13 protein-coding genes are annotated in these 17,731 nt (G+C 39.8%); 11 read left to right on the forward strand and 2 right to left on the reverse strand.

Features of this window, described 5'->3' with window-relative positions:
* On the forward strand, window positions 1–1,092 hold the full coding sequence (locus J8L71_RS10675) for a hypothetical protein (protein ID WP_211000518.1): 1,092 nt from the start codon (window positions 1–3) through the stop codon (window positions 1,090–1,092).
* A 9-nt stretch (window positions 1,093–1,101) separates the two neighbouring features.
* Complete coding sequence (locus J8L71_RS10680) at window positions 1,102–2,985, forward strand: hypothetical protein (protein ID WP_211000519.1); 1,884 nt, start codon at window positions 1,102–1,104, stop codon at window positions 2,983–2,985.
* Between the two features lie 70 nt (window positions 2,986–3,055).
* Here J8L71_RS10680 and glp read toward each other — a convergent pair whose 3' ends face one another.
* Window positions 3,056–4,273 (reverse strand): gephyrin-like molybdotransferase Glp, encoded by a 1,218-nt coding sequence (glp, locus tag J8L71_RS10685; protein WP_211000520.1) that lies wholly within the window; start codon window positions 4,271–4,273, stop codon window positions 3,056–3,058.
* A gap of 46 nt (window positions 4,274–4,319) precedes the next feature.
* Here glp and modA point away from each other — a divergent pair, with 46 nt between their 5' ends.
* Genes modA through J8L71_RS10700 form a run of 3 tightly spaced genes read left to right on the forward strand, consistent with a single transcriptional unit; the run spans window position 4,320 to window position 6,766 of the window.
* Window positions 4,320–5,072, forward strand: coding sequence for a molybdate ABC transporter substrate-binding protein (gene modA, locus J8L71_RS10690; protein ID WP_211000521.1), 753 nt, complete (start codon window positions 4,320–4,322; stop codon window positions 5,070–5,072).
* Window positions 5,059–5,736: a molybdate ABC transporter permease subunit gene (modB, locus tag J8L71_RS10695; protein WP_211000522.1), complete on the forward strand. Its 678-nt coding sequence runs from the start codon at window positions 5,059–5,061 to the stop codon at window positions 5,734–5,736. The genes modA and modB overlap by 14 nt, the downstream gene beginning before the upstream one ends.
* 1 nt (window position 5,737) lies before the next feature.
* On the forward strand, window positions 5,738–6,766 hold the full coding sequence (locus J8L71_RS10700; protein ID WP_211000523.1) for an ATP-binding cassette domain-containing protein: 1,029 nt from the start codon (window positions 5,738–5,740) through the stop codon (window positions 6,764–6,766).
* Between the two features lie 16 nt (window positions 6,767–6,782).
* Here the strand turns inward: J8L71_RS10700 and moeB are convergent, their stop codons facing one another.
* On the reverse strand, window positions 6,783–7,541 hold the full coding sequence (gene moeB, locus J8L71_RS10705; protein WP_211000524.1) for a molybdopterin-synthase adenylyltransferase MoeB: 759 nt from the start codon (window positions 7,539–7,541) through the stop codon (window positions 6,783–6,785).
* Between the two features lie 287 nt (window positions 7,542–7,828).
* Between moeB and J8L71_RS10710 the strand changes: the two genes are divergently transcribed.
* From J8L71_RS10710 to moaA, 6 genes are all read left to right on the forward strand, one after another.
* Window positions 7,829–9,298 (forward strand): NarK family nitrate/nitrite MFS transporter, encoded by a 1,470-nt coding sequence (locus J8L71_RS10710; protein ID WP_211000525.1) that lies wholly within the window; start codon window positions 7,829–7,831, stop codon window positions 9,296–9,298.
* A 9-nt stretch (window positions 9,299–9,307) separates the two neighbouring features.
* Complete coding sequence (locus J8L71_RS10715; protein ID WP_211000526.1) at window positions 9,308–11,047, forward strand: bifunctional protein-serine/threonine kinase/phosphatase; 1,740 nt, start codon at window positions 9,308–9,310, stop codon at window positions 11,045–11,047.
* 9 nt (window positions 11,048–11,056) lie between these two features.
* Window positions 11,057–12,250, forward strand: a complete 1,194-nt coding sequence (locus J8L71_RS10720; protein WP_211000527.1) for an alginate export family protein — start codon at window positions 11,057–11,059, stop codon at window positions 12,248–12,250.
* Between the two features lie 253 nt (window positions 12,251–12,503).
* Window positions 12,504–14,030 (forward strand): FAD-dependent oxidoreductase, encoded by a 1,527-nt coding sequence (locus tag J8L71_RS10725; RefSeq protein ID WP_211000528.1) that lies wholly within the window; start codon window positions 12,504–12,506, stop codon window positions 14,028–14,030.
* A gap of 21 nt (window positions 14,031–14,051) precedes the next feature.
* Window positions 14,052–16,742, forward strand: coding sequence for a nitrate reductase (locus J8L71_RS10730; protein WP_211000529.1), 2,691 nt, complete (start codon window positions 14,052–14,054; stop codon window positions 16,740–16,742).
* 16 nt (window positions 16,743–16,758) lie between these two features.
* Entirely contained in the window at window positions 16,759–17,730 is a 972-nt protein-coding gene (gene moaA, locus J8L71_RS10735) for a GTP 3',8-cyclase MoaA (RefSeq protein ID WP_211000530.1), read from the forward strand.
* The last annotated feature ends 1 nt before the right edge of the window (window position 17,731 follow it).

Raw genomic sequence — 17,731 nt, forward strand, 5'->3', positions numbered from 1 at the left:
ATGAAAAAAAAAATTCTCTTGGTAGGATTTTCGACAGCTCTTATTTCTCCACTTGCATCCGCAGATAATCAATTTCAAATTTTTACTCACTTTGACGCAGAAATTTATACCGAGGCACAACCAGTACAAGCCTTTGTTGATGATTTTGATGCGCCACTTAAATCGGGTGATAGTGCATTTACCTACAATATATTTGAAGTAGGTGTTGGTTACGGAAATTTTAAAGTTGGCCTACAGAGTCGTTACGATTACGTACTTAATTTTGATCCTGATACTGCGCTATATACACATACAGAAAAAAACGATTTAGCTTTTGAAGGTAGGTTTTACACTTATTATCTAGATGCTAAACAAGCAACTTCTAATGGTGTTTTTGTATCGTATGACTTTAAATTTTTAGACAAAAGCGCATTAACGATTACACCCAAGCTATCTATTTTTGCCAGCTTTCACTTCCAAGATGCTACCGTAAACGGACAAATATACAGTGATGAAATTGAAGGAGCTGTAACCGTAGATTACAACTTTTCAAGAGACATATTATTTAAAGAGTTTACTCCTTCTGATAGGCCTGATGGCTTAGGCTATAGCCTGGATATTTTTGCTGATTGGCAAGTAAACGATGAGCTTCAAGTAGGCTTTAGTGTAAAAGATTTACTTTATAACACTGATTACGACGATAGTGGTTCTGTAAAAGGGCAAACAACAGAGATCCCTTTTAGTGAAGACGATAATGGCGATATTGTTACTCAGCCAACAGTTTCACTACAAACATCTGCATATGGAAACACGCAATCACATGATTTAGAAATGGAGATGCGTTTACAAGCATTTGCTGATTACAGAATTAATGAGCGCTTTTCTACTCAGCTAACAATTAAACGCTACGATCAAGACACATTTAATCAGGTAAAAGGGCGTGTTCACTTTTGGGACCACTGGAAAGTGCAAGCTGGTTACGAAACAAAAAGTGAGGCTTTTTTGGTTGGTATAGAAAACGAGTATTTTGGTCTTAATTTACAAACTGATAGTTTAGATTTAGATAAAGCCTATTATGCAAATGTGAATTGGTATATGAACATTAAGTTTTAAGGAATGAAGATGCTAAAACAAATCTTACCTTTAGGGGCTGTTATCGCATTAGCTGGTTGCGGTGGTTCTTCATCTGATAGTGATGATACTCAAAGTGTTGCCGTTACAGTTGCTTCAACATCTTCCACTGTAAATTTTTATGTTGCAAATTGGCAGCCTTCTCAAGGCACTTTAAATGTAATTAATAGCGATGGGGTTGTTCAAGAGTCGATTGCAGTAGAGGATATCAATACCGTAAGCGTTAGTGTAGATCCACTTACCTTTAACAGCTTTGAATTTATTCCAGATGATACTACTTTAACATGTCCTCGTTTTACAGGTTGTGGTAGAACTGTTCGTGGGGATATTAACGATTTAAACGAAAACCGCTTGATTGATTATCAAGAGCCAACAGCGGTCATTTTAAATTACAAAGCGAGTGCTTTTAGTGCGCCAGGAGTAAATACAGTTTATTTATCGCCGCTTAGTAAAACGATTTCTGATGAAGGTTACAGTGCTGTTGCAGCAAGTTTAGCAGCAACTCCTTTTTACCATTTAACACATAGTAATTTAAGTGCAAGTGTTGAAGCTGAAATGGTAACTAATGCATATACTTACGCTGCAATAATCGCGGGTGCCACAGATACAAGTTTTAGTGTTGAAAATGCATTTACTGACTTTGCTACTAAACAAGAAGACCAGCAAGCATGGCAAGATTATAGCGAGTTGGCAGCGCAATACGTTACCGATAATTTATTTAGTGAGCAAGGCAACGCGTTATTACAAAACGTTGCTGGTGAAGTAAAACAAACGATAGCAAGTGTCACTACCTACTCTAATTGGCAAGCTAGAACACAAGACACTCAGAGCTTAGATTCAAGAGAATTACTTGTTGATACTCGTAATATTATTGGTGTTGCAAGGCTTCAAGAAAAAAGTTACTCAGATGAGCTGGATTCTAAATTTGAAGAGCTTGAGGGGGCTTTTGATGAGGATACTCAGCAAACGCTTAATGCACTTATTAACTCTCTAAACGAAGTTATTACTAATTACTCGCCATTAGCAGGTGATTCGACACCAGCAGGGCAATATAAACTTAGAGACTTAGATATTGATTATAGTAAATCGCCTTATGCTTGGGTTATAACCGGCACATATGATGATTTACCTATCACTATAGATTTATCTATTCCGACATTTCGTGTTAGCGGCGTGCTTGGCGATCAAATTGAAGGCGTGATGACTGCTTCAATCACCAATGGTGAAACAGTGCTCAATGTAGATGTAAGCGATTTACTTATACAGTTTGATGGAATTGACGTAGTTAATGAGTTAAACCCAGATGCCGAGACAGGCATTGCCCAGTTAACTACCAATGTAATTATTAGTAAAGCTGAAGGTAAGCTTGATGGTGATTTATCGCTAAGCTTAGAGCGCTTTGTAAACTCATTTGGTGAAGTATCAAACACACTATCAACATTCGATTTTGTTGGTAATTACGAAAGTAGTATTCAAAATACAGATTTTCATATTACAGCAGTGGAATCGTCACCATTTATAGGAGAAGAAAATGACGATTTAGCATTTACTTTTGAGCTAGATTTTCCCTTAAGTGGTGCGAGTGATTTTAAATTTGCGTATGTGGGTGATGCTGCAAACTTATCAGAGCTTACTTCAACAAACATTTTTGTAAGCATACAAGATAGGGCTTTAGATTTAAGAATAAGAGACGTGAATGGTAATATAAACCTTGTTGCAAAAGGCGAATATGGTCGTTGGCTTGACGTAAAACAAGCTGGGAGCAACTACAGCGGTGGCTTATACTTTGGCGATACTAAAATAGCAGATGTAACGGCTGTACGTGGTATTCCGGGTGTATTATTTCCTAACGGTGATTTCGAATCGTTATTTTAACTAGCTTAAAGTACTAACTTATAAAGAAAAGCCCAACCTTTGTTGGGCTTTTGTTTATATGAAATATATTTTACAAAAACTCTATACTTACCGTTTCACCTTTTGCGATGCTACCGCTTTGTGCGGGTACTACAATTAAGCAATTTGCTTTACTGAGTGACGAAAGTACGCCTGAGCCTTGTTTATTAAATGGCGTTACAAGCAAGTCACCTTGCTCATTTGTTGTGGCCGTAGCGCGCTGAAAGTCGGCTCTGCCAGGGCGTTTTTTAACAACTGATGTTGTAATAGCATTAAAACGCATTTTAGGGGTTAGTTGCCCAAGTCCAGAGAGCTTTTGTAGTGCAGGCTCTACTAGTTGATTAAACGTTACTGCAGCTGATACCGGGTTACCTGGTAAGCCAAAAAAGTAGCTGTTGGGTAACTTACCAAAAGCAAAAGGTTTACCTGGCTTCATGGCTATTTTCCAAAAATGGATATTACCAATTTCATTTAATACTTCTTTAGTAAAGTCAGCTTCGCCAACTGATACGCCACCCGAACTTATTACAGCATCTGCTTTTTCATCTGCACTTAAAAAAGCTTCAGTAATGAGCGCTTTATCATCGCTGATGATGCCTAAATCAAGCACATCTATATTTTGTTGCTGTAATGCACTAATTATTACCGCGCGGTTACTCTCATAAATAGCGCCTTTTTTAAGGGGCTGTCCAGGCTCAATGAGCTCATCACCTGTAGAAAAGACGGCGACTTTTAATTTGCGAGTAACATTTATGTCGGCAATACCTAAAGAGGCGAGTAAGCCTACATCAACGGCTTTGAGTTTATCGCCTGCATCTAAAATAACGTCATTAATTGCAATGTCTTCACCGGCAAAACGAATGTTTTCATTAATGGCCGGCTGCGCAGTGAATGTGATTTTATCACCATCAGCCGATGCGTTTTCTTGCATTACAACACCGTTAGCACCTGGTGCAATAGCTGCGCCCGTCATTATTCTTACGCATTGTCCGGGAGTAAGTGTGCCTTCAAACGTTTGCCCTGCAAATACGCTCCCTACTTGTGTATAGGTTAAGCTTTTATCTGAAATACAAACAGCATAGCCATCCATAGCAGAGTTATTGTGGGCAGGCACATTAATATTAGATTTAACATCACTGGCTAAAACCCGGCCAACACTTTGCATAATAGGAATGGTTTCATTATGCGAAATTGCATTGATAGAGCTTAGTATGTTTTGAATTGCCGTTTCTATTGGTAATAAACCGGGTGCATTGCAAACATCGTTCATATATATTGCTTACTTAAATCATTTTATTTTTAAAACAATACTTATAATGTCAAAGCTTTACAATACATTGCTGGGTTATTTTTTGTTTGTATTTTGCGTGTTCTCAAGCACGTTAAGCGCAAAAGAAACATTGCATGTCGCAGTAGCGAGTAACTTTAAAACTGTGTTACAAACTTTACTGCAAGAATCACCTTTACCCGGTGTACAAGTAAAAATATCGGCCGCTTCAAGCGGGGTTTTATATTCGCAAATTGTACATGGTGCGCCGTTCGATGTGTTTTTATCAGCAGATGATGTTCGCCCGCAAGCATTAATAAAAGAAGGGTTGGCAAGTCAAAGTAGCTTAGTTACCTACGCATTAGGTGAGCTTGCATTGTGGCAGCCCAATGCTGATAAGGTAAATAATAAAGTAGCCATCGCTAATCCGCGTTTTTCACCTTATGGTCGTGCATCTGAATTTTATGCCAATGCCCATTTTAAAAAGCCAATAAGTTACGTATATGGTAACAACATTACGCAGGCCTTTCAGTTTGTCCAAAGTGGTAATGTATCAATTGGTTTGGTGGCGGTGTCTACGTTAAAAGCTGCGTATAGCAATACACAAAACCCTAAGTATTTAGATTACAAAGTGCTAGAGGCGAGTGAATATCCCGATATTATTCAGCAAGGCGTTATTGTAAAATCGACAAAAAAAATGGCGAGTGCTAAAAAGCTTATGGATTTTTTAATATCAAGCAGCACTCAACTTAAGCTTATTAAATTAGGATACAGATCAAAGGACAGCAATGCTTCAAAGTGATTTAACTGCGCTGTGGTTAACAATTAAACTTGCCTTTATAACCGCTATATTACTACTCGCTTTTTGCATTCCGGTTGCTTATAAGTTAGCTGGCTATAAAGGTAAGTTTAAACCTTTTTTAGAGGCATTAATTGCTATGCCTTTGGTACTACCGCCCACTTTATTAGGTTTTTACTTATTGGTTCTTTTTTCGCCTACGCACGCTTTTGGGCAGTTTTGGTTTTGGTTAACGGGTACACAGCTTGCGTTTAGTTTTCAAGGTGTGGTTATTGGTTCTCTTTTTTATTCATTGCCGTTTGTAATGCAGCCTTTGGTTGCAGGTTTTAAACAAATAAACCAAACCTATAATGAAGCTGCAATCGCATTGGGGTTAAGCCACTATAAACGCTTTGTGTATTTAATTTTACCATTACTCAAGCCCAGTATTGGTAGTGCGTTTGCCTTGGGATTTGCGCATACATTGGGTGAATTTGGTCTGGTATTAATGATTGGTGGTAATATTCAAGGGCAAACACAAGTGGTTTCTATTGCTTTGTACGACCATGTTGAATCGCTAAATTACGCGGCTGCGCATCAGCTTTCTCTTATATTATTGGCTATTTCATTTGCGTGTTTAGTGCTGTTGTTCAAATTTAATAAAAGCATCGTTGGGGTTAAACAATAACATGATTAAATTAACCCTATTTAAAGCACTTAATAACTTTAATTTAGATATAAACCTGCAATTAGAGTCGTTTAATATTGCAGGTGTTTTTGGTCCGTCCGGATCAGGTAAGTCTACATTGCTGCGTTGTATTAGTGGCCTTGAAGGCAAGCAAAGTATTTATATTAATAATCAGCCTGTGCATCATTTACCTAGTGATAAACGCGGAGTAACACTGCAAGTGCAATCGTGTCCGTTATTTCCTCATTTAGATGTTGCCGGCAACTTAGCATTTACTCAAAAGCACTGCGCTAATAGGCAAACTGACTTATCTGAGCAAGAAGTGATTACAGCTCTTGAGTTACAGCCACTTCTTAAACGCAATGTACAAAGTTTATCGGGCGGGGAGCGTCAACGAGTGGTGTTTGCACGCACTTTGTTAGCAGGTCAAAAGCTTATAATTTTAGATGAGCCGTTTAGTGCGCTCGACTGGCCACTTCGCTTTAAAATACTAACAACTATGAGTAATTTAGCAGCTAAATTTAACATTAAATTTATAATAGTGAGCCACTCTTTAAAGGAGCTTTTATTTTGCTGCGATACACTCATTCAGCTTGAAAAAGGTAAGGTGATAAACCAAGGGCCAAGTGGGTTAGTCGCCAAGGCTATTTATGTTAACAACAAACAAACACCCCTGAGCTTACTTAATTATGACATTATTAAATTTGATGAAAAATATGGTGTTTATCACCTTCAAATAAAACAAAGCGAGCAGCAGTTATTTGTATCCCCAAACGCCGTTGAGCAAGGTGGTAAGCTAGTTATAGAGAGCGAGCAAATTGCAATTAGTGCTATTAAACCAATACACTCAGAGAACACTAATGTATTGGTTTGTATACTGACTAGTGCTGAAGTTATTGATAGCAATTGGCAGCTCACACTTAACGTAGATGGGCAAACATTGTATTGCTTACTTTCAGCAAGAGTATGGGATCAAAGTAATTATAACGTGGGCGATACACTTTATGCCGCTATCCATAACCTAGAGTAAATAATTAAAACGCGAGCTACTTACTACACGTTGGACACTGACTGTTTTTAGGAATTTTAAAGCGGTTGAATTCCATGCTGAGCCCATCCACCAGCAACAAATGTTCACTTAAGCTACTTGGCAAACCCGCCATAATTTTTAGTGCCTCTGTGGCCTGAATGCTGCCAATTAACCCTACGATTGGCGAGAGCACGCCCGATTCTGAGCAGCTTTGTGTTTGTTCATTAAAAAATTGCGATAAGCACGCGTAGCAGTGGCTATGCTGCTGCATGGTAAAGCAGGCAACTTGGCCTTCCATTCTAATTGCAGAGCCCGAAACGAGCGGTATTTTAGCCTTATAACAGGCGCTATTGAGTAAGTTACGTGTAGGCAAGTTATCAGAGCAATCGATTACTATGTCAATATTACTTAATAGCTCATCAAGGTTTGAGTTTTCACCTAAAAATGTATCGATTGTATGTATATCTATTTCATCATTTAAGCTAGTTAATTGCGCCTTAGCTGCGTGTGTTTTTAAGCTACCCACATCTGTTTGCTTATAAAGCACCTGTCTTTGCAAGTTTGTCGCATCAACTACATCGTTATCTACAAGCGTTAATGTTCCTACTCCTGATGCTGCTAAGTACTGTGCAACCGGGCAGCCTAAACCACCTAAACCAACTATAAGCGCATGAGACTGCCACAGTTTTTCTTGTCCATCTATATCAAGTTGTACAAGCATAATGTGGCGAGAATAACGTAATTGCTGTTGATAAGTTAATGGCGGTTTTTGCATAAATTTTTGCTCAAATTTTTTTGTAACAATACCAAGTAGTTAAAACCCAGAGCAAGTAAAGCTTTAAAAATCTTTGCACTGTTAACGCACATTTAATCTGCTTTAGTAGTGCAAAGCGAAATAATTATCAACTGTGAAAAATGCAAGTCTTTGAATCGGTTGATTAATAATTGTTGGCTTAGTAATTGCTGAATGTGGTTAACGTTAATTTAACAACTAGCGCGGTTTATATGCTACCAAAGTAGTATGTGCTGCTTAAAACAACAATCGTTACAAGGAAAAATAACATGCAACCGAGTTCTGGGTTTAATCTCATATCGTTTAGCGGAAAAATGAAAATACTGCATTTAAGCTGGATGGTGTTTTTTATCTCATTTTTTGTCTGGTTTAACCATGCGCCATTATTGGGTGCTATTGCAGGTTCGCTTGGCATCACTATGGCTCAAGTAAAAACACTCCTCATACTAAATGTGGCTTTAACCATTCCTGCCCGTGTTGTGGTTGGTATGCTAACCGATAAATTTGGACCTCGTATTGTTTACGCTGCACTACTTATTACGTGTAGTATTCCGTGTTTTATGTTTGCACTTGCAACAACGTTTGAGCAAGCAGCTATCGCCCGTTTTGCACTTGGCTTTATTGGTGCGGGTTTTGTTGTGGGCATTCGCATGGTGAGTGAATGGTTTCCAGCAAACGAGCTAGGTACAGCCGAAGGTATTTACGGAGGCTGGGGTAACTTTGGCTCAGCAGCCGCCGCTATGTTACTGCCAATATTAGCGCTTATGTTTGGTGGCGAAGATGGCTGGCGTTATGCGGTCGGTGTAACAGGTGTATTAAGCGTAATATTTGGTGTTATTTGGTATATAAACGTAACTGATACGCCTAAAGGCGGCACATACTTTAAGCCTAAAAAAGTAGGGGCAATGGAAGTAACCAGTAAAGGTGACTTTGTACTACTACTTATAATGAAACTCCCTATGTATGGTGCATTGGCGTTACTTACCTGGAAGCTGTCTCCTACTGGCGCAAACTTACTTTCTGAAAATTTTGTAATTGGCACATACGTGTTTTTAGTGCTGCTTTATATTTACGAAGTGTATAAAACGTTTGATATAAACGGCCATATTTTTAAACAACCTGTTCCAGAATCTCATCGTTACGACTTTAAGCAAGTTGCTGTTTTAAATATTCTTTATTTTACTACATTTGGCTCAGAGCTAGCTGTTGTATCTATGCTGCCATTATTTTTTATGGAAGTATTTGGTCTTGATATGGTGTACGCAGGCTTATTAGCATCAGCTTATGCATTTATGAACTTAGCCTCTCGCCCTGGTGGTGGTTGGATTTCAGATAGAATGGGTCGTCGTAAAACACTTATTGTACTTACCACAGGCCTAGCTGTAGGTTACTTTGTTATGGGCTTAGTTGACGCAAGCTGGCCGCTTTGGCTTGCTGTTGCCGCTGCTATGGCGTGTTCGTTTTTTGTTCAAGCAGGGGAAGGCGCAGTATTTGCCGCAGTGCCACTTATTAAACGTCGTTTAACGGGTCAAATTGCAGGTATGACAGGTGCCTACGGTAATGTAGGGGCTGTTGTATATTTAACGGCGCTCTCGTTAGTTGATTACCAAACATTCTTTATGATTATCGCTGCGAGTGCATTGTTAGGTTTAGGTGCATTATTTTTCATGAAAGAACCAGATGGCCACATCACTGAAGTAAACGAAGATGGCTCCGTTGAACTTATTTCTGTGACTTAGGGCATAATTATGTTTGATGAAACCCAAAAAGCCAGCGCACTTACAAACGAACTTAACGTTGAGTTTGGTGGGCACAGCAGCAAAGGTATAAAAACCGAAAACCAAGATGCGTTTGCTGCCCTTAATACTCAAGCGCAAGAAAAAGAGTCAAAAGGGATTATTGCCTGCTTGGCCGATGGGTGTTCATCAGCAAAAAATGCTAAACAAGCGTCACAGTTATCGGTAACGCACTTTATAAATGAGTATTTAAATACACCACCAAGTTGGGCCGTTAAAAAGTCGGTATCTAAGGTATTGGCCAGTTTAAATCAGTGGCTGTATTCGCAATCGGTTAATTACAATCACCTTGGCCAGCGCCAAGCAGATTGGATGACCACGTTTACAGCGCTTATTTTAAAATCGGCTACGGGTTATATTTTTCATTTAGGTGATACCCGAATTACGCGTTTACGGACAAAAAATATGGAGGCGATAACTCGCGACCATAAAGTAAATGATACCCTAACGCGGGCTTTAGGCGCACAGCTTCATCAAGAAATTGATGTATACGAAGTTGAACTTAAAGCTGATGATATTTATATACTTACCTGCGATGGTGTACATGATGTGTTGCAATACAGTGATATACAAAAGCTAATTGATGAGCATACTAATTTAGAGCACGCAGCAAAAGCAGTGACAGAGCTTGCCATAACAAGAGGCAGTGACGACAACGTAAGCTGCTTACTTGTAAAAGTGAATAGTATTGCAAAACAAAATTTAGACGAGTTATATCACTCTTTAACTAGGCGAAAAATTCCGCCACCGTTAAAGGTTGGCCAAAAAATTGATGACTTTACTGTTATCCGTGAATTACATGCTAGTAGCCGCTCGCACATTTATTTAGTGCAACAAACACCCGATACGCCGCCTGTTGTATTGAAGGCGCCTTCGATAAATTTTGAAGACGACGTGCACTACCTTCAAGGCTTTATAAGAGAAGGCTGGGTAGGCCAGCGTATTAATCATCCCAATGTAATGAAAGTTTTAAATACGCAATCGCAAAGCCGATTTTTATATCATATTTGCGAATACATGGACGGGCAAACACTCAGTGATTGGAAGCATGATGTGCCGCATCCAGAAATTACCCAAGTGCGCAGTATTATTGAACAAATAGTACAAGCACTTAGAGCGTTTCAGCGTTTGGATATGGTGCATCGCGATTTAAAACTCGATAACGTGATGATAGACGCTCACGGCAAAGTAACATTAATCGATTACGGCACCGTAAGTGTTGCGGCTATGGATGAGTCGGTAAAGCAAATTGCTGATGATTGCCCGCAAGGTACGGTAGATTACACCGCACCAGAGACGCTTATAACGATGCACGCCGATTTTAAAAGTGATTTATTTTCGCTAGGCGTTGTTGCGTACGAATTATTATGTTCAAAATTGCCGTATCAGCCACTCGCGCATAATCATGTACCAAAAGATTACAGTCACTGGCAATACACAAGTATTCAAAAGCACAGAGCAGATATCCCGTTTTGGTTAGATCAGGCTTTAATGAAAGCATTGGCTCCCAAACCCGAATTCAGATACCACGCATTTTCTGAGTTTATAAGTGATATCAATAAACCTAACCCACATTTAAAAAGTACCGCCCCGAAAGACTCAATAATGAAACGCGATCCAGTTTTAGTCTGGAAAAGTATTTCGTTGTGTTTATTTATAGCCTTGATGTGCGTACTCATAATTAAAAATTAAGAGATAAACATGTTTAATCATAAAAAAAACTTACCTATTATTTTTATACTGGGTAGCTTAACTGCGCCTTCAATAAGCCAAGCGGCGCAAACCGATCTCAACTTTAGACTGCGTTTTGAAAGCGCAGAGCAAGATAACGCACTAAAAGATGCAAGTAGTTTAACGCTGCGTACACGCCTTACTCATAAAACAGATGAAGTGAATGGGTTTTCTGCACTTATTGAAGTTGAAGACAGCCGAAGCCTGTTAGGTGTGGACGATTACAATAATACACTGGGTAAAAATACTAATTACTCAGTAATAGCCGACCCAGAAACCACAGAGGTAGATCAGGGTTTTATAAAATACGCCAAAGATGCTTTAGCAATTAAAGTGGGTAGGCAAGTAATAGCACTTGATGGGCAACGGTTTGTGGGCCATGTTGGCTTTAGGCAAGACAGACAAACCTTTGATGCTGCTACAGTAAATTACACGTTTAATGATATTAACTTGCACTATAGCTACATAAGCAAGCGCAACCGTATATTTGCCGATAGCAAAGATATTGATTCATCCGATCACCTTATAAATGCAAGCTTTAAAACAAGCGTGGGTAAGGTAGTTTTATACAGTTATTTATTAAGTAACGACGCAGTAGATGATGACAGCTTAGATACCTATGGCGTGTCTTTTAATGGAAATAAAACGCTCAGTGATATTAAATTTTACTATAAAGCAGAGTACGCCACGCAATCTGCATCAACTAGCATGAGTGATTTTGACGCGGATTATTATGCATTTGAAGGCGGGATAGATTTAGGCGGTTTAGGTATTGAAACCGTTACATTAAAAGCCGGTATTGAATCACTGGGTTCTGATAATGGCGATTATGGTTTTGCTACGCCGCTTGCCACAATGCATAAATTTAATGGTTGGGCTGATACGTTTTTAGCAACTCCTGCACAAGGACTTGATGACACTTATGTAAGCTTAAATGGTAAAGCCTTTGGCGGTAAATGGTTAGTGGCGTATCACAACTTTGATGCAAACGACAGCGTCAATGGGGTTGATGATTTAGGCTCAGAGCTTAATGTGCAATACGTTAAGCCTATTAATAAAACCTATGCCGTGGGCGCTAAATATGCAGATTATTCAGCAGGCGACAATGCGGCGGGCAAAGTTGACACCCAAAAACTGTGGGTGTGGGTAAGCGCCAAATTTTGAGTACTTACACAAGTACTTAAACACAGGTATTTAGGCACAGTTTAATCCTCGTAATTTAACGTGTTACAAGTTGGTGCAATAGCGCCAGCTTGTGGTGCTATCATCTTATTTTCACTGCACCAAGTTGGATAACTTGCTGAAATATAATGCTTATATATCTGGCTTGCATATTGCTATAACAACCACATAACAAATTATACGTTTGAAGTATTAATTTATGCATTTAGTACTTTAAATCAAACAGGTGATTTTAATGCCAATTAAGCAGCGTGTTGTCGTCGTAGGAAACGGAATGGTGGGGCATCATTTTGTACAGCAACTAGTGTCGCAACAAGGTGATAGCAAAAACATTGATATTACAGTGCTCAGCGGTGAAGACCGCCTCGCTTATGACCGCGTTCAGCTCTCGTCGTTTTTTAAAGGTAAAACCGAAGACGATTTAGCACTTACCTGCAGTAAAACCTATCAAGATTGGCAAGTGAGTTTTCATACTCATTCTAAAGTGGTTGATATAAACCGAGATACAAAAACGGTGACTACTTCAAAAGGTGAGTCATTTACGTACGACAAGCTAATACTGGCAACGGGCTCATTTGCATTCGTGCCACCCATTCCAGGTAAAGATCGTGAGCATTGCCTAGTTTACAGAACCATTAACGATTTACACGCCATAAAAAAATCAGCACAAGGTAGTAAAGTCGGCGTGGTTATTGGTGGTGGCTTATTAGGACTAGAAGCCGCAAATGCCTTAAAGCAGCTTGGCTTGCAAACTCATGTAATAGAATTTGCGCCACAACTTATGGGTGTACAAATAGACGGGGCTGGTGGGCGGTTACTTAAAAATAAAATTACTGAGCTTGGTGTTACAGTGCATACCTCAGTGGCTACAGAGCAAATTATTGAGGGTGAAAATAGCCGTTATAAAATGTGCTTTAAGGGTGGTCAAACCCTAGAAACCGACATGATAGTGTTTTCAGCTGGTATTCGTCCATACGATAACTTGGCTCGCGAGTTTAATTTAGAATTAGGTGAGCGCGGCGGCATAGTAATAAACAATCATTGCCAAACGAGTGATAAAAACATATACGCAATAGGCGAATGCGCCCTTTGGAATAACTTTATTTTTGGACTTGTAGCACCGGGCTACGCTATGGCAAAAGTAGCGGCAGGGCATGTTTTAAAACAGCTTTTTTCAAGTACTGCTTCAGACACACCTTTAAGCAATTATTCAAACAATACTGATGAATTTAGCGGCGCCGATATGAGCACAAAGCTTAAATTAATGGGCGTTGAAGTAGGCTCAATTGGTGATGCCCACGCCCGCAGTGAAGGCGCAATTAGCTATTACTTTGAAGATCAGCCAAACGGTATTTACAAAAAAATAGTCATCAATGAGCAAGGCAACAAACTTATAGGTGCTGTACTTGTTGGCGATACCAGTGATTACGATAATTTATTGCAGTACCACTTAAATAGTATAGAGCTTAGTGTGCCTGCAGAGTCGTTAATAATGCCACTTGCAGGTGAAACCGGCGAACTAAGCGCTGATGATTTACCAAGTGATGCCATTATTTGTGCGTGCCACAAAGTGACAAAACACACTATTGAACACGCTGTTATGCAAGGCTGTAGTGACTTAAATACAGTGCAACAAGCCACTAAGGCAAGTACGGGGTGTGGAGGCTGTGAAAAATTAGTGCAAAGCGTTATCAGTAGCGCACTTAATAATAAAATTGCCACGCTAACGCCAGTAGATGAGCCTGTATCACAAAGCGCTTAACACTCACAATAAGAGAGCAGTATGGAAACTTTAAACACATGTTCAAATAAGCCTTTGCTTAAACAAACCACGTGCGCTTATTGCGGTGTAGGGTGCGGGGTTGATATTTCATTATTAAATAATACCCCAACAAAACTTGAAGGCACGCGCGAGCACCCCGCTAATTTTGGCCGCTTGTGTGTTAAAGGCACGCATTTGCTTGACACCACCGGAAACGACAACCGCTTAACATCCCCCCTTATTGATAACGAGCCTACCAGTTGGGATGCTGCAACCAAATATGTGGCTAATAGATTTAACGCCATTATTAAAGAGCACGGGCCGGGCTCGGTCGCGTTTTATGTATCGGGGCAGTTACTCACCGAAGATTACTACGTTGCCAATAAATTAATGAAAGGCTATATAGGCTCAGGCAATATAGATACAAACTCAAGGCTGTGTATGTCATCGGCGGTTGCCGGTTATAAACGTGCGTTTGGTGAGGACGTAGTGCCATGTACCTACGAAGATTTAGAGCAAACTGAGTTACTTATTTTAATTGGCTCGAATGCAGCGTGGACGCATCCGGTGCTTTATCAACGTATGGAGCGCGCAAAAAAGCTTAATCCAAACATGAAAGTAGTTGTTATTGATCCGCGTAAAACCGATACAGCTGAACTTGCCGATACCTTTTTAAATATAAAACCAGGCAGCGACGGGGCACTTTATAACGGCTTACTTAATTATTTAAGTAAACATAGCTTTTTAGATACGCAGTTTATTAACGAGCATACAAACGGTTTTGAAACCGCGCTAGCTGAGGCAAAAAAGTGGAGTGTTAATGCGGTAAGTGACTTTTGTGATATTGACGTACAGCTAGTCAGTGACTTTTACGCCTTATTTGCAAAAAGTTCAACTGCCATTAGTTTTTATTCAATGGGTATTAATCAATCAAGCTCAGGGGTTGATAAGTGTAACGCCATTATAAATGCGCATTTAGCGTCAGGTAAGTTGTTAAAACCGGGCTGTGGTCCGTTTTCAATAACTGGGCAACCTAATGCAATGGGTGGGCGCGAAGTCGGTGGCTTGGCTAATCAATTAGCGGCTCACTTAGATATAGAAAATGAAGAACATCAATCCCTTGTACAGCGCTATTGGCTTTCACCAAAAATAGCTAAAAAAGCAGGCTGTAATGCAATTGATATGTTTGATGAAATAGCCAAAGGTAAAATAAAAGCTATTTGGGTAATGGCCACCAACCCTATGGTGAGCCTGCCTAATAACGCAGCAATACAACATGCACTTGAGCAATGTGAGCTGGTGGTTGTGTCTGACTGTATTGCCAAAAGCGATACCCTAAAATTTGCTAATGTGGCGTTTCCATCTACCGGATGGGGTGAAAAAAACGGCACAGTAACTAACTCAGAGCGCAGAATATCAAGGCAGCGGCCGTTAGTTGAGCCTTTCTCGGGGGCAAAAAACGATTGGCAAATAATATGCTCAGTTGCTCAAAAAATGGGTTTTGAAGGGTTTGACTTTACAGACCCAAGCGGCATTTTTGATGAGTGGGCTCAGCTAACTGATTTTGAAAATAACGGCAGCAGAGCGCTTAATTTATCAGGCTTAGTAGGGCTTACGCAGCAGCAATACGATAATTTAAAACCGGTTATGTGGCCGGTACTAAAAAATGAGCCATATAAAAACGGGCAGGTTTTTGCTAATAAACAATTTAGCACCGTAGATAAAAAAGCCCGCTTTATACCTATAACGCCTAAACTTCCTGTGCAGCAAACATCAAGTGATTACCCTTTTGTAATGAACTCAGGGCGAATACGCGATCAATGGCATACAATGAGCCGCACCGGAAAAAGTACTGCGCTTTCAACACACATAACGCGCCCGTATATTGAAGTTAACCCCATTGATGCCAGCAGACTAAATATAAAGCCAAACGATTTAATAACAGCAAATGCTAAAACGGGGCAAGTTACAGCGCATGCAAAAGTAACGGATGCTGTGCGCAAAGGCGAGTGTTTTATGCCTATTCATTGGAACAAGCAATTTGCCTCATCCGCTACGGTAAGTGGGCTTTATCAATCGGTTGTAGACCCGATTTCGGGCCAAGCTGAGTGTAAGCATGGTGCCGTTGATTTAGTCAAAGCGCAGTTTGCTCAGTACATGCAATTTTTTAGCAAAACCGAGCTTAAAATAAACAGTGATTTTTGGCTTAAAGTTAACGCAAGCAATTGTGTTAATTACCAGTTAGCGCTTAATGAGGCACAAAATGACTTACTTTATTACTGCCAAACACTAACAGGGCTACAAGGGCAGTGGTCGGCAATGAGCACGGCAAAAGCCATGCATGTTCAATGCATTCAAAATGAGCAGTTAGTGTTTGTTGCGGTAATTTCATCTGTTCAAAAAGACATATCACTTGAGTGGATAAATCATTTATTTGCAGAGCCTTTAATAACGTTTAGCCAATTACAGTCATTGCTGTATGCAACCCCCGATGAAGAGTTTACCCAAGGCGCGCAGGTGTGCAGTTGCTTTAAAGTACGTGAGCAACCCATTATAAGTGCCATTAAAAGTGGTGCAAATACAGTGGAACAATTGGGGTCTGAACTAAAATGCGGCACAAACTGTGGCTCGTGTAAAACGCAGTTAAGCCAACTAATAAAGCAACATAGTACGCAAAGCGCTCAAAGTATTGATGTTGCAGTTGAAATGTAAATAAACAAGGAAGCATATGCTTAATGATCAATTTGGTCGGCAGTTTAACTATTTGCGCCTCTCTATTACCGATGTGTGTAACTTTAGTTGCACGTATTGTTTACCAAACGGGTATCAGTGCGATACTCCTCGAAACTTTTTAAATAAAAGCGAAATAAACACCTTAGTAAATGCATTTGCGCAATTAGGCACTAAAAAAGTGCGTATTACAGGCGGGGAGCCGTGTTTACGCAGTGACGTTACCGATATTATAAAGCAATGTAAGAACACGCCAGGTATAGAAAAAGTAGCCATAACAACGAATGGTTTTAACTTATTTAATAAAATTGATGAGTTTTATAGTGCAGGCTTAGATGCGCTCAACATTAGTATTGATAGCTTAAACCCGAGCATGTTTAAATTAATTACAGGGCACGATAAGCTAACCCATATTTTAAAAGGGATAGACCGAGCAATTGAGCTTGGCATAAAAGATATAAAAATAAATGCCGTGCTGGCTAAGCAGTTTAATAAAAACCAATTAAAGGATTTTTTAAACTGGGTGAAATATAAAAAAGTAACGGTACGCTTTATCGAACTAATGGAAACAGGCAATGGCGCCACCTTTTTTGAACAAAATCATTTAAGCGGGCAAAGTGTTAAAACACAGCTTTTAGCACAAGGTTGGTTACAGGTAGTGAGAGGTAAATTAAACGGGCCTGCAGAAGAGTTTTGTCACCCCGATTTTGAGGGTCGCATTGGCTTAATTATGCCCTACAGTAAAGATTTTTGTAAAAGCTGTAACCGATTAAGAGTATCGTCATTAGGGAAATTACATTTGTGCTTATTTGCCGGGCAAGGTATAGATTTACGTCCGCATTTAAATGAGCAAGATACGCCAGCCACTGTAAACGCTATTCAAGCGGCAATGGGCAATAAAACTATTAGCCATGAGCTTGATAAGCGCTTAACGGGCGCCACAACCCATTTAGCTATGCTGGGCGGCTAAA

Source organism: Pseudoalteromonas sp. MMG007 (assembly GCF_018100985.1).
Classification (GTDB): domain Bacteria; phylum Pseudomonadota; class Gammaproteobacteria; order Enterobacterales; family Alteromonadaceae; genus Pseudoalteromonas.

Coding starts and splice junctions, on each gene's coding strand:
- J8L71_RS10675 (WP_211000518.1), top strand. CDS start 1: ATGAAAAAAAAAATTCTCTTGGTAGGATTTTCGACAGCTCTTATTTCT.
- J8L71_RS10680 (WP_211000519.1), top strand. CDS start 1,102: ATGCTAAAACAAATCTTACCTTTAGGGGCTGTTATCGCATTAGCTGGT.
- glp (WP_211000520.1), bottom strand. CDS start 4,273: ATGAACGATGTTTGCAATGCACCCGGTTTATTACCAATAGAAACGGCA.
- modA (WP_211000521.1), top strand. CDS start 4,320: ATGTCAAAGCTTTACAATACATTGCTGGGTTATTTTTTGTTTGTATTT.
- modB (WP_211000522.1), top strand. CDS start 5,059: ATGCTTCAAAGTGATTTAACTGCGCTGTGGTTAACAATTAAACTTGCC.
- J8L71_RS10700 (WP_211000523.1), top strand. CDS start 5,738: ATGATTAAATTAACCCTATTTAAAGCACTTAATAACTTTAATTTAGAT.
- moeB (WP_211000524.1), bottom strand. CDS start 7,541: ATGCAAAAACCGCCATTAACTTATCAACAGCAATTACGTTATTCTCGC.
- J8L71_RS10710 (WP_211000525.1), top strand. CDS start 7,829: ATGCAACCGAGTTCTGGGTTTAATCTCATATCGTTTAGCGGAAAAATG.
- J8L71_RS10715 (WP_211000526.1), top strand. CDS start 9,308: ATGTTTGATGAAACCCAAAAAGCCAGCGCACTTACAAACGAACTTAAC.
- J8L71_RS10720 (WP_211000527.1), top strand. CDS start 11,057: ATGTTTAATCATAAAAAAAACTTACCTATTATTTTTATACTGGGTAGC.
- J8L71_RS10725 (WP_211000528.1), top strand. CDS start 12,504: ATGCCAATTAAGCAGCGTGTTGTCGTCGTAGGAAACGGAATGGTGGGG.
- J8L71_RS10730 (WP_211000529.1), top strand. CDS start 14,052: ATGGAAACTTTAAACACATGTTCAAATAAGCCTTTGCTTAAACAAACC.
- moaA (WP_211000530.1), top strand. CDS start 16,759: ATGCTTAATGATCAATTTGGTCGGCAGTTTAACTATTTGCGCCTCTCT.